This window comes from Paracoccus sp. PAMC 22219 (assembly GCF_000787695.1).
Classification (GTDB): domain Bacteria; phylum Pseudomonadota; class Alphaproteobacteria; order Rhodobacterales; family Rhodobacteraceae; genus Paracoccus.
Genome location: NZ_BBPH01000163.1, coordinates 1 through 12648, shown reverse-complemented (window position 1 = coordinate 12648; position 12648 = coordinate 1). Strand labels below are relative to the sequence as shown.

Below are 12648 nucleotides of genomic sequence, written 5' to 3'. Positions count from 1 at the left end.
ACCGAGATCGCCCGCGACCAGATCGGACACGGCCACGACCTCTTGACCGTCCGGGCCAAGCCGCGTGGCGCGCGGCACCTCCAGCGCGGACAGGACAGCGGCCGCCGACCGGGCGACGGCGCGGGTGCGGTGATCCAGATAGCGCCCGGCCAGCAGGAAGAACGTCAGCGAGACCGCCGCGTCGAACCACGCATGTTCGCCCCCCGCCGCCGTTTCCGTCAGCGAGATCAGCGAGGCCAGGATGATCGCAAGCGAGATCGGCACATCCATCCCAAGCCGCCCGACCCGCAGCGACGCCCATGCGCTGCGAAAGAACGGTTGCCCGGCAAAGGCCACGGTGGGCAGCGCGATCATCGCGGATATCCAGTGGAACAAGGTGCGCGTGGCATCCTCGGCCCCCGACCAGACGGCGACCGACAGCAGCATGACATTCATCATCGCAAAGCCCGACACGCCAAGCCGCAGCAGCAGATCGCGCCCCTGCGCGTCGTTGTCGCCGGACGACAGGGCGTCGCTGTCCAGTTCATGCGCCTCGTGGCCGATCCGGGCCAACGCGGTGATCAGGGAGTCGGCGTCGATGCCGGGCGCCGCGTGGATGGTGGCGCGCTTGCGGGTCAGGTTCACCCGCGCGGCCGACACGCCCGGCAGGGCCATCAGCGCGGATTCGATCGCGGTGATGCAAGCCGCGCAGTGGATATGGGGCAGGGACAGGATCAGCCGCTGCGCGTCGTCATCCGGCGTCCGCGCGGCGGCCATCGCCATGGGTGCCACCGCGCAGGCGGGGCAGGCCATCAGCCCGGGTGTCTGGATATAGGTCACGACGCGTCCCCCCCGACGGTGATGACCAGCCGTTGGCGGAACGGCGTGCCGTCCCCGGCCCGTGCCGACACGCGCAGCATCCAGCGGCCGGGTGCCAGGGCCACGGGGGCGACATGGGCCTCGCCCCGGATCGCGGTCACCGGCCGGACATCCGCGCCCGCATCGGTGGTGCGGCCGACCAGCAGGTCCAGGTCATGGACCGCCACCGGCACCCCCGCCGCGTCCGTAAAGCGCAGGGCCAGCTCGCCATCGGCATAATCGGCCCGCATGGTCCAGCGCAGCGCCTGCTGCGCCTGACGGTTGACATCAAATCCCCGGCTGGCGATGGTGGCGTTTGCGGCTTCCAATCCCGGAAAGGTGCGGATGGCCTGCGTGGCCAAGGTGACGTTCGCCGCGATGATCACCGCAAAGGCCGATGCGGCGATGACGAACACCTTGCGTCCTGTCAGCGGTTTCATGTCACGGTTCCTTGCCGTTGAAGAGGGTCGCCCGAGAGGCGCGGTCGTTTCCCGCCGCGTCCTGCACCCACAGGCGCAGGTCGGTGCGGTCGCGAGTGGCGGGGGCGCTGCCTGGGGGCGCGGTCACATAGACGCGCTGCAGGAACGTTTCGTCCGCGCGGACCCGGACTCGGTTGTCGGACGCCCCTCCAGCGCGACTGCCAGGGCCGGGTCGCCCGTGACCGAGATCGCGAAATCGCGCGCGCGGGCATGCTGATTGCGCAGCCGGATGTCATAGGTGTTGCGGATCGTCCCGTCCGACAGCGTCACGAAGGTCGGATTGCGCACCGGCGCCACGCTGAGCCCGATATCGGGGCGCAGGAACAGCGCCACGACCAGCGCCACCCCGATCCCGGCCCATAGCACGGTATAGAGGACCGTCCGCGGGCGCAGCACGTGTTTCCAGACGGGCCGGGGCGCCGCACCCTGCCGTTCCGCATCCTCGTCCGTCAGCGCCAGATAGCCGATCAGGCCCCGTGGCCGTCCGGTGCGGTCCATCACGTCGTCGCAGGCGTCGATGCACAGCGCGCAGGTGATGCAGGCCAGCTGCTGGCCGTCGCGGATGTCGATGCCCATCGGGCAGACGTTGACGCAGGCCATGCAGTCGATGCAGTCGCCCTGCGCCTTGGGCGCGGTTTTCGCATGCTTGCGCCGCGGCTCTCCGCGCCAGTCGCGATAGGCGACGGTCAGCGTGTCCTCGTCCATCATCGCGGCCTGGATGCGGGGCCAGGGGCAGGCATAGATGCAGATCTGTTCGCGCATGAATCCGCCGAACACGAAGGTCGTGGCGGTCAGCAGGGCGATGGTCAGCCATGCCGTCATCGGCGCCTGCAGGCTGAGCAGTCCGGCCAGCAGGGTCGGCGCATCGGTGAAATAGAACACCCACGCACCGCCGGTCGCCAAAGCGATCAGCAGCCACACGGTCCATTTCATCAGCCGCAGCTGCAGCTTGTGCGCGGACCACGGCTGTCGCAGCAGGCGGATGCGGGCGTTGCGGTCGCCCTCGATCCAGCGTTCGACCAGGATGAACAGGTCGGTCCAGACGGTCTGCGGGCAGGCATAGCCGCACCAGACCCGGCCAAGCGCCGCGGTGAACAGGAACAGGCCCAGCCCCGCCATGATCAGCAGCCCGGCCACGAAATAGAATTCGTGGGGCCAGATCTCGATCCAGAACAGGAAAAAGCGGCGGCCCGCCAGATCGACCAGCACGGCCTGGTCCGGCATGTCCGGGCCGCGGTCCCACCGCAGCCAGGGCGTGACGTAATAGACGGCCAGCGTTAGCGCCATGATCACCCATTTCAGGGTGCGGAATCGGCCCTTGACGCGGCGCGGAAAGATCGGCTCGCGGGCGGCATAAAGGGATGGCGGGGCGGCGGGGGACGGGGGATGCACGGGGATGTCTCCGCTTGGGGTTGGGCGCAGTGTGGCAGGGCGGCCGGCACCGCGCCTTGATCCATGTCAGGCGCGCTATTCGCCGCCGCCCAATCCGTGCAGGTACAGCGTGACGGCCCGCAGGTCGGCATCCGACAGACGGGTGTTGAACGCGGGCATGACCCCGAACCGTGCCATCGTGACCGACGTGGTCAGCGCCGCGACATCGCCGCCATACAGCCAGATGGCATCGGTCAGGTCGGGCGCGCCCATGTCGCGGTTCCCGGTCCCCGCATCGCCGTGGCAGGCGGTGCAATTGTCCGCATAGACCGCGGCACCCGTCGCGGCCGCCCCCGCGTCATGATCCTGGCCCGAGATCGCGCGCACATGCTGCACCACGGCGTCGATCTGGTCGCTGTCCAGGATCTGGCCAAAGGGCGGCATCTCGGAATAGCGGGCATCGGGGTCGGTCGTGTTGCGGATGCCATGGGCGGTCGAGGCATAGATGGCATCCAGATCGCCGCCCCACAGCCAGTCGTCGTCCAGGTGGTTCGGGTATCCGACGGCCCCCGCGGCCCCCGCGCCATGGCATTGCGCGCACCACGTCCGGTACACGGACGCCCCGGCCGAGGTCGCGAACCGCAACAGTTCGGGGTCGTCCGCCACCTGCACCAGATCGGTCTCGACCAGGCGCTGCTTGATGCCGGCATTGGCGGCGTCAACGCGGGCGATGTCCTGGGCCACCTCGGCGCGGGTGGAATAGCCCAGCACACCCCGGGTCGCGGTCGTGACCATCGGCCAGGCCGGATAGGCGATGGAATACCCGATCGCATAGACGATGCAGGCATAGAACGTCCACAGCCACCAGCGGGGCAGGGGGTTGTCGTATTCCTGGATCCCGTCCCAGCTGTGCCCCGTGGTGGCGATGTCGCGGGCCTTGAGGTCGGCCGCCGTGTCGGCCCGATGGCGCGCGCGCCGATCAGGTCGTCGGGCGGCGTATCGGCGGGGGCGGGGTCCGCAGGGATGCGGTCGGGTCCGAACGGGTCTGGCGTCTGGCCGGTCATGGCTGGTCATCCTGATGCGCGGCGGGGGTGTCGTCGTTGCGAAAGACGCAGGTGGCGGCCTCGGTTTGCGCTGCGCGGGCGCCGGGACGGAACGCCCACGCGATGATGCCCACGAAGAACAGCGTCAGGAACAGCAGCATCCAGCTGTCGGCAAAGGCGCGCAGAAGCGAATAGGTTTCCATGGCGGACCTCAGCGGTTCGGGTCGGGGATGTAGGTCGAGAAATCGACCATCGTGCCCAGCACCTGCAGATAGGCCACGAGGGCGTCCATCTCTGTCAGTGTCGGCTGGCCGTCGAAATTGCGGATGCCGACACCGGGATAGCGGTCCTCCAGCCCGGCGGGATCGGCCATCGGATCGGCCTGGGCGCGGAAATCGCTGCGGGCGCTGGCCATCATGTCGTCGGTATAGGGGACGCCCACCATGCGATGCGCCTGCATGCTGTCGCCGATCCATTCGCCGTCCAGACGGCGGTCCAGCAGGAACCCGTAAGGCGGCATCACGGATTCAGGCACCACCGATTGCGGATCGGTCAGGTGATCGACATGCCACGCGTCCGAATACCGCCCCCCCACCCGCGCCAGGTCCGGACCGGTGCGCTTGGACCCCCATTGGAACGGGTGGTCGTACATCGATTCCGCCGCCAGGTGTAATGGCCGTACCGTTCGACCTCGTCGCGCAGCGGGCGGATCATCTGGCTGTGGCAGTTGTAGCAACCCTCGCGGACATAGATGTCGCGGCCTGCCAGCTCCAAAGGCGAATAGGGGCGCACGCCCTCGACCGTCTCGATGGTGTTCTGCAGGTAGAACAACGGCACGATCTGCACGATGCCGCCGATGCTGACGACCAGGAAGCTGAGCACCAGCAGCAGGGTCGCGTGGGTTTCGATGCGTTTGTGTCTGTCCAGGATGCCCATGACGCGCTGTCCTTATTCTGCCGGAACGGCGTTGGGGGCGGGTGCTGCGACACCGACCGAGGTGACGGTCCGCCACAGGTTCACGCACATGATGATCGCACCGGCCAGATACATGACGCCGCCCAGGGCGCGGACCACGTACATGGGGAACTTGGCGCTGACGGTGTCGGCAAAAGCGTTGACCAGATAGCCCTGGGCGTCGACCTCGCGCCACATCAGGCCCTCCATGATGCCCGACACCCACATGGCGCTGGCGTAGAGGACGATGCCGATCGTGGCCAACCAGAAGTGCCAGCTGACCATGGCCAGGCTGTACAGGCGCGGCCGGTGCCACAGCTTGGGCACCAGGAAATACAGCGCCCCGAACGTGATCATCCCGTTCCAGCCAAGTGCGCCGGAATGGACGTGCCCGATGGTCCAGTCGGTGTAATGCGACAGCGCGTTGACGGCGCGGATCGACATCACCGGCCCCTCGAACGTGGACATGCCGTAGAACCCGATGGAGACCGCCATCATCCGCAGCACCGGGTCGGTGCGCAGCTTGTCCCAGGCCCCCGACAGCGTCATCAGCCCGTTGATCATCCCGCCCCAGGACGGCATCCACAGCATGATCGAGAACACCATGCCAAGCGTCGTCGCCCAATCGGGCAGGGCGGTATAGTGCAGGTGGTGCGGCCCCGCCCAGATATAGAGGAAGATCAGCGCCCAGAAGTGGATGATCGACAGCTTATAGCTGTAGACCGGGCGGTCGGCCTGCTTGGGCACGAAATAGTACATCATCCCCAGGAAGCCCGCCGTCAGGAAGAACCCGACCGCGTTGTGGCCGTACCACCACTGCACCATCGCGTCCTGCACGCCGGAGAACACCTGCACCGACTTGGACCCGAACACCGAGACCGGGACGGACAGGTTGTTGACCACGTGCAGCATCGCGACGGTTACGATGAAGGCCAGATAGAACCAGTTGGCGACATAGATGTGGCGTTCGCGCCGGTTGATGATCGTGCCCAGATAGACCGCCAGATAGGCCAGCCACACGACGGTCAGCCACAGGTCGACATACCATTCCGGCTCGGCATATTCCTTGGACTGGGTCGACCCCAGCAGATAGCCGGTCGCCGCCAGCACGATGAACAGGTTGTAACCCCAGAACACGAACCAGCCCAGATTGCCGCCCCACAGCCGCACCGCGCTGGTGCGCTGGACGACATAGAACGACGTGCAGATCAGCGCGTTGCCCCCAAAGGCAAAGATCACCGCGGACGTGTGCAGCGGCCGCAGCCGTCCGAAATTCGCGTATCCTTGGGCCCAGTCAAAGTTCAGCTGCGGAAAGGCCAGCTGAAAGGCGATGAACGTGCCCACCGCAAAGCCCGCCAGCCCCCAGAACATCGTCGCGATCACGCCGGCGCGGATCACGCTGTCGAAATAGCCGGTCTGGACGGGGGCGGGCGGTTCGTCGATGCGGCGCAGCATGTGCAGGAACATGCCCCCCGCGATGCACATGATCAGGACCGCATGCAGTTGATACGCTCCGTCCCGGGCGAAATGCGCGGCCAGCGCGGCCAGGGCCGCGACCGCGGCGACGGCTGTCAGTTTCAGGCTATCCCACATGCGGCACCCTTTCGGCAGCCTCCGATGGGCGGAGGATGGCGTGTTGCGTGTGTCACACATGCCGCGCATGCGGGTGTCGCGCCTTGATCCATGTCAAGCGTGACGCGAATTCGCGGCGCCCGGTCGATCCCGATCACTGCCGCATCGGTCGGCATCCCCGCTGCCAGACGCCGTGCAGGCGGCGGTGCGTTACCGCCTCATCCGCGATCCTTGTCGGACAGGGGGCGCTTGGTGCCGGTCAGCATCGACAGGACCAGGTTCTCGTGGTGGCGCAGGCTTTCGACCAGCACGCCTGCGACATGCAGCCCGGCCAGCACCAGGATCAGCGTGGCCAGGACCTCGTGGACCTCCTCCATCGCGGACGAACCCCAGAACGCGTCGGTCGTCTGCAGCCAGCCGGTCAGGGCGGTGCCGGTCACGGTCAGCAGCAGCGCCGCGATCATCGCGCCGCCCGCCGGGTTGTGGCCCAGATAGCGGCGGTCCCGCCCGGCCCGCAGATCGCGCAGATAGGCCAGCACCGGGCGCGGCCCGCGGATGAAATCCGCGAACCGGGCGTGGCGGGGGCCGATCAGCCCCCAGACCACGCGCAGGGCGATCAGCCCCGCGATGACATAGCCCAAGCGTTCGTGCAGGATCCTGGGCCCCTCGGCGGTCAGCCAGACCCCCGCGATCAGCGCGACCAGCGACCAGTGGAACAGCCGCACAAAGCCGTCCCACACGCGGACGCGGTCAGTCATCGCTGCCGACGGCCTCGAAGGTGGCGGGGTCGAAGAACGTCTCGACCCGCTTGCCTTGGGCGTCATGGCCATAGACCTCATAGCAGCCGTCCTCGGTCTTGACGTTGCTGACGGTCCAGCCCTTGGCGGTCAGGTCGGCGGTCAGCTCCTCGACCGGGCGCCAGTCGGCCTGGGCCACGTCGCAGCGGTCGGCGGCCAGAGCGGGAAAGGCCAGTCCGGCCAGCATCAGGGCAACAAGGGGGGTCCGCATGGATGTCTCCGTCATCGGTGTTTCGATGCGCAAAGCCATGAACGGCAGACCTTGCAGCAACCTTACAACCCGCGCGGGCAGGGGGGAGATACAGGGGGCTTTGACAGGACGGCAGTCCGGCGTAGCATCCGGCGAACGGTTCGCGCGTCGTCACGACGCCGACCACAGGACATTTCATCCATGAAAGCCATGTTTGCCGACCGCGCGAACCTTGCCCTGCTGGCGGTCGCGCTGCTGGGTCTGCTGTCAGGCCTTGGCTTCATGGCCGCGGGCCGGCCCGATGCCGCCGCGCTGGCCTTCGGCGGCGGCGTGATCCCGGTGCTGGCGGCCCTGCTGGTCGAAATCCTGCGCAGTCTGGCCCGCCGCGAGGTCGGGCTGGACATCGTCGCCGCCCTGTCGATGTCCGCCGCGCTGATCTTCGACGAAACGCTGGCCGCGGCGGTCGTCGCGCTGATGTATTCGGGCGGCACGTTCCTGGAAAGCTTTGCCGCCGGCCGCGCCCGGCGCGAGATGACCGACCTGCTGTCCCGCGTCCCGCGCACCGCCACCCTGCATCAGGGCGACACCCTGACCGAGGTCGCGCTGGACCGCATCCTGCCGGGCGATCTGCTGCTGATCCGGCAGGGCGCCGTCGCCCCTGTGGACGGCACGGTGGCCGGTCCGGGAGCGCTGCTGGACCAGTCGGCGCTGACCGGCGAATCCATGCCCGTACGGCGCATGCAGGGCCAGGACGTGATGAGCGGTTCGACCAATGCGGGCGACGCCTTCGATCTGCGCGCCACCCATCGCGCCGCCGACAGCACCTATGCCGGGATCGTCCGCCTTGTGGAGACCGCGCAGGCGTCCAAGGCACCGATGGCCCGGATGGCCGACCGGTACGCGATGCTGTTCCTGGCGGTTACCGTCACGCTGGCAACCGCCGCGTGGTGGGTCACGGGCGATCCGATCCGCGCGGTAGCGGTTCTGGTCGTGGCGACGCCCTGTCCGCTGATCCTGGCCGTGCCGGTTGCGCTGGTCGCAGGCCTGTCGCGGGCCGCGCATTACGGCGTGCTGATCAAGGGGGCGAAACCTCTGGAAGCGCTGGCCGGCATTCGCACGCTGATCCTGGACAAGACCGGCACCCTGACCCAGGGGCGCCCCCAGATCGTGTCGGTGCAGCCGACGGGCAGCCTGCTGACCCGCGATCAGGTCATCCGCTATGCCGCGGCGCTGGACCAGGCCTCGGGCCATCCGATCGCGCAGGCAATCGTCGCGTCGGCGCAGGGGACGGCCTTGCCGGTGCCCACGGCGGTGGTGGAGACCCCCGGCGAAGGCGTTGCGGGCATTGTCGAGGGGCACGCGGTCGTCGTGGGCGGCACCGATTTCGTGATGGCGCAGCTGGGCCTGACCCGGACCGACGCACCCTTGCGCGACGAAGGCGCGGTGGTCGTTTCCCTAGGCGTCGACGGCGCTTGGCGGGGCATCTGGTCCTGGCGGACGCCTGCGGCCGGGCACGGCGGCGTTGCTGGCCGGGCTGCGTCGCCACGGCATCGCGCGCATTCTGCTGGCCACGGGCGACCGGCGCGCGGTCGCGATGGCGGTCACGCGGGGGCTTGGGCTGGACGATGTGCGGGCCGGTCTGACCCCGGACGAAAAGGTCCGGCTGGTCCTGTCCGAACGCGGCGCCGGTCCCGTGATGATGGTGGGCGACGGGGTGAACGACGCACCTGCGCTTGCCGCCGCCGACATCGGCGTCGCGATGGGTGCGCGCGGGGCCGCCGCATCGGCCGAGGCCGCGGATGTCGTCCTGCTGGTCGACCGGCTGGACAACCTGCTGCCCGGCATCGAGATCGCGCAACGCGCCCGTCGGATCGCCCTGCAAAGCGTCGCGGCCGGGATCGGCCTGTCGGTGCTGGGCATGATCGCCGCGGCATTCGGCTATCTGTCGCCCGTCCAAGGCGCGATCCTGCAGGAGGTGATCGACGTAGGCGTGATCCTGAATGCCCTGCGTGCCCTGCGGATCGTGCCGCAGCAACCCGCCACGGACCAAGGTGTGCATGAGGTATCCAGGGCTAACACGTCGTCCTGATGGGGCTTTCTGGCAGGGCAGGGTCTGAACCGCCGATCGTCGTTCCAGGAGATGACCGCTTGGCGGTTTGTCCTTTCGACGCCTGTCGCCGGCTTGGCCTGACCAAGCTCCTTCTAAAAGATCATCATGTGGCTTCCCGGTCGCCGAAGGCTTCACTGTCTTTAACGTCTAGATGAAGGTTTCGGATCATGCAGCGCTCTGAAACGACGAGGCTTCTCAGATTTCCGAAATGGCGTACCTTTCACGTGCGCCTCAGAGTAGAACCCACCGCGACGCAAAGGATTTAGCTATAATCTTGATTATGTAACGTATGCCGATTTTTGTCTGAGAAGTTTGGCGCCTCAAAGGCGATGCGCCTCAAGTCGGCCAGCGGCAAGCCGTCTGTCCTTGCCAGGTTTTTGAAAGCTCACTCCCGAAGCTTCCGACCATTTTTCATCGTCGTAGCAAAATGCCATGGAGACACCCCTACGCCAATGCAGAACCAGTCTGTCACCATCATTAAAACCGAGATCTGTGTCGAACGCGTCAGGTCTGTTCAGATCATGAAGTACACGATCAACGAGGAGTTCATGATCGAGCGCAGGCGGCAAGAATGAGCCGACTCCATGCAGTTCCGGCTCGTCTTGCTCCAGATTGGAGCGCCAGAGCGCCCAACGGGGATAGCCAAGCGGCTTGTCATCGGCGCAGGTACAGAACTTGGCACGCAAGCTTGGCTGACACATTGTGGTCTCCTGAAATTGCCAGCACGTCAACGAAAGCATTGGCGGCAGCGGACGTTGGTCTGAGTAAAGCAGGAGGATCAAGGGTCCCGCCGAAGGTCAAGATCAAACGATGAAAGACTGCTTTGAGCTTCGTCTTCAGCGTTCTACGCTCGTGGATTGCTCAGCCCCATATGGAGTGTTCCACGGTGCATGATGCACGGTGGAACACCTGGGTCATAGGAAGAAGTCGTTCTCGTTCAGGGTCATCTGCCGTGACAGCTCGATGGAGAAGTCTGCTCTGCGATCACCATCCAGGTCGGCAAAGATCAGCGTTGCTCCGTTGGCTTGCAGGTAACGCAGTTCGCCTGCAGACCCCGAGAAGCCGTCAGTGCCGACGAACGCGAACGCCTGGTTGCCCGCCAGGCGCAGGTTCGCGTCAATCGCGCCCAGGTCGATCTTGTCGCCCTGAGCCCGATTGAAATCGGTGATGACATCCCGTCCGGCAGGCCCTGCACCGGATTCAAGTCGACTCGCAAACACGAACTGATCTGCACCCAGGCCTCCGACCAACTGATCCTTGCCGCCCCCCGACCAGCCTGTCTGGACCTGTCGCGGTTTGGTGCCGCTCCTTTGACAGCATAATTTGGAGCAAAGGAGATGAACTATGGGCACGGCCAGAGCGGGTGAATTTCGAAGGGATGCGGTGCGGATCGCCCTGACCAGGGGGCTCTCACGCAGACAGATCGCCGATGATCTTGGGATCGGGATGTCGACGCCGAACAAGTGGATCACCACGCACGGTGACACGGATGTGGTGTCGAACGAGGATCGCGAACCTGCGCTTGAGAACGACCGGCTTCGGCGTGAGAAACGCATACTTCGCGAGGAGAGGGACATCCTGGAAAAAGCCACCCAGTTCGTCGCGAGCCTAAAGCCGTGAGGTTCCGGTTCGTTGAAGAACAGTGCGGTGCTTTCCCGATCGACCGGCTGTGTCGGGTGATGAATGTCAGCCCCCGCGGGTTGAGGGCTTTCCGCAGTCGCCCTGCCAGCCGCAGGCAGCACATGGACATGGTGGTTCTGGCGCACATCAAGGAGCAGTCGCGACTGAGCCTGGGTAGCTACGGCCGCCCCAGGATGACAGAAGAACTGAAGGAAGTCGGCGTCGATGTCGGGCACCGCAGGGTCGGGCGACTGATGCGCGAGAACGGGATCGTCGTTGAAGGAACGAGGAAATTCAAAGCGACCACTGACAGCGACCACACATTCACCATCGCGCCGAACTTGCTGGACCGTGACTTCACCGCAGATCGACCGAACCAGAAATGGGCGGGCGACATCAGCTACATCTGGACCCGCGAGGGCTGGCTGTAGCTGGCGGTGATCCTGGACCTGCATTCCCGGCGGGTGATCGTTTGGGCCGTAAGCAACCGCATGAAACGCGATTTAGCGATCCGGGCGCTGAAGATGGCCATTGCTCGTCGAACACCGCCTCGGGGCTGCATCTTCCACAGCGACCGTGGAAGCCAATACTGCGCGCATGACTACCAGAAAATCATGCACGAACATGGCCTGAAAGCGTCAATGAGCGGCAAGGGCAGTTGCTATGACGACGCTGCTGTCGAGACCTTCTTCAAAACCATCAAGGCAGAGCTGATCTGGCGACGCACCTGGGAGACCCGCCGCCAAGCTGAGACGGCCATCTTTCGATACATCAACGGCTTCCATAACCCGTGCCGCCGGCATTCAGCCTTGGGAGGGAAAAGCCCCTTGGCCTTCGAACGCAAGGTGGCCTAAACGAGCACTTGGGGCGGAACGAATACGTGACAAGACCAAAAAGCGAGGCGGCAGATATCCTCGGAATCAGTGTCTCGGGCCTCAAAGCCTGCCTCGACAGCGCTCAGAAGAAGCTGGGCGTCCGCAACACGACGAGCGCAGTCAGCCAGGCGGTACGCATGAACCTGATATGAGTGTGTGCAAAACGGCGCTGAAAAGGGCTATGGAGTTGGGCCGTCGATCTCGGCCTGCGGGTATTCGATAGCCAAGGCATCTTGGGTTTCTGTCTAACGCGGAACACGCATCAGTCCTCAATCGGCTGAATCGCACCGTACAATCAACAGCCCGGACCCGGCATGTGGGTCCGGGCTGGTGATCTTTAGGAGATATCAGAACTCGAACATCTGACCTTCAGTTCGGCCACCGACGACCCGCAGGGGAAGCGGTTGGACAGCGGGGAGAGACGCAGGTATCCGCCCCCGCGACGCTGAGGTCCTGACACCATGTCCTGCAACACGAAACCCCGAGATTTCCTGCGTCAGATCTTCGGCGCGCTGCTGCAGCGATGCCGCAGCGGCATTCGCCTGTTCAGCGACGGCGGCGTTTTGCTGGGTCACCTGATCCAGTTGGTTAACGCCGGTGTTCACTTCGATCAGCCCAATCGCCTGTTCATTGGCAGCCAGCGCAATGGCCGAGATCTGGTCTGACACCTCTTTCGCCTTGACCAGGATCTGCTCCAGACTTTCGCCGGTACGTCCCACCAGCGCCGACCCTGCCTTGACCTGGCTGGCGGATTCGGAAATCAGCAACTTGATCTCACGCGCGGAGCCGGATGCGCGCTG

10 protein-coding genes and 4 pseudogenes are annotated in these 12648 nt (G+C 65.7%); 2 read left to right on the top strand and 12 right to left on the bottom strand.

Translation table 11 applies throughout. The features are described 5' to 3' along the window. The 9 genes and pseudogenes from TY51_RS16480 to TY51_RS16440 form a co-directional block, all read right to left on the bottom strand. Positions 1-792 (bottom strand): heavy metal-associated domain-containing protein (locus tag TY51_RS16480; RefSeq protein ID WP_042251489.1); only part of this gene is annotated, 792 nt, incomplete at its 3' end. 23 nt (positions 793-815) lie between these two features. Continuing rightward, a complete protein-coding gene (locus TY51_RS16475) occupies positions 816-1277 on the bottom strand; it encodes a FixH family protein (RefSeq protein ID WP_042251480.1) in 462 nt (153 codons plus the stop codon). A 1-nt stretch (position 1278) separates the two neighbouring features. Continuing rightward, positions 1279-2603, bottom strand: a pseudogene (gene ccoG, locus TY51_RS16470) (cytochrome c oxidase accessory protein CcoG). Positions 2604-2783: 180 nt separating this feature from the next. Continuing rightward, a complete protein-coding gene (ccoP, locus tag TY51_RS16465) occupies positions 2784-3761 on the bottom strand; it encodes a cytochrome-c oxidase, cbb3-type subunit III (protein ID WP_081995181.1) in 978 nt (325 codons plus the stop codon). After that, entirely contained in the window at positions 3748-3933 is a 186-nt protein-coding gene (locus tag TY51_RS16460; protein WP_042251478.1) for a CcoQ/FixQ family Cbb3-type cytochrome c oxidase assembly chaperone, read from the bottom strand. The genes ccoP and TY51_RS16460 overlap by 14 nt, the downstream gene beginning before the upstream one ends. Before the next feature lie 8 nt (positions 3934-3941). Further along, positions 3942-4666, bottom strand: a pseudogene (gene ccoO / locus TY51_RS16455) (cytochrome-c oxidase, cbb3-type subunit II). 12 nt (positions 4667-4678) lie between these two features. Further along, entirely contained in the window at positions 4679-6277 is a 1599-nt protein-coding gene (gene ccoN / locus TY51_RS16450; RefSeq protein WP_042251476.1) for a cytochrome-c oxidase, cbb3-type subunit I, read from the bottom strand. Positions 6278-6474: 197 nt separating this feature from the next. Next, the gene (locus TY51_RS16445; protein WP_042251473.1) at positions 6475-7014 is read right to left on the bottom strand and encodes a cytochrome b/b6 domain-containing protein; all 540 of its coding nucleotides are present in this window, start codon (positions 7012-7014) and stop codon (positions 6475-6477) included. Then, on the bottom strand, positions 7007-7264 hold the full coding sequence (locus TY51_RS16440) for a PepSY domain-containing protein (protein WP_042251471.1): 258 nt from the start codon (positions 7262-7264) through the stop codon (positions 7007-7009). Before TY51_RS16440 ends, TY51_RS16445 begins: the two co-directional genes overlap by 8 nt. Before the next feature lie 180 nt (positions 7265-7444). Here TY51_RS16440 and TY51_RS16435 point away from each other — a divergent pair. After that, positions 7445-9332, top strand: a pseudogene (locus TY51_RS16435) (heavy metal translocating P-type ATPase). A 341-nt stretch (positions 9333-9673) separates the two neighbouring features. Here the strand turns inward: TY51_RS16435 and TY51_RS22195 are convergent. Both TY51_RS22195 and TY51_RS16430 read right to left on the bottom strand, forming a co-directional pair. Then, positions 9674-10135 carry a hypothetical protein gene (locus tag TY51_RS22195; RefSeq protein WP_156118084.1) on the bottom strand — a complete coding sequence of 154 codons (462 nt, stop codon included), beginning with the start codon at positions 10133-10135 and terminating at the stop codon, positions 9674-9676. Between the two features lie 132 nt (positions 10136-10267). Then, positions 10268-10705, bottom strand: a complete 438-nt coding sequence (locus tag TY51_RS16430) for a M10 family metallopeptidase C-terminal domain-containing protein (RefSeq protein ID WP_373960726.1) — start codon at positions 10703-10705, stop codon at positions 10268-10270. Between TY51_RS16430 and TY51_RS16420 the strand changes: the two are divergent. Continuing rightward, positions 10698-11827 (top strand): annotated as a pseudogene (locus TY51_RS16420) (IS3 family transposase). The gene TY51_RS16430 and the pseudogene TY51_RS16420 sit on opposite strands and share 8 nt — an antisense overlap. A 368-nt stretch (positions 11828-12195) precedes the next feature. On the opposite strand, the gene TY51_RS16415 reads toward TY51_RS16420, so the two are convergent. After that, on the bottom strand, positions 12196-12648 hold a 453-nt coding region (locus TY51_RS16415), incomplete at its 5' end, for a methyl-accepting chemotaxis protein (protein WP_042251462.1).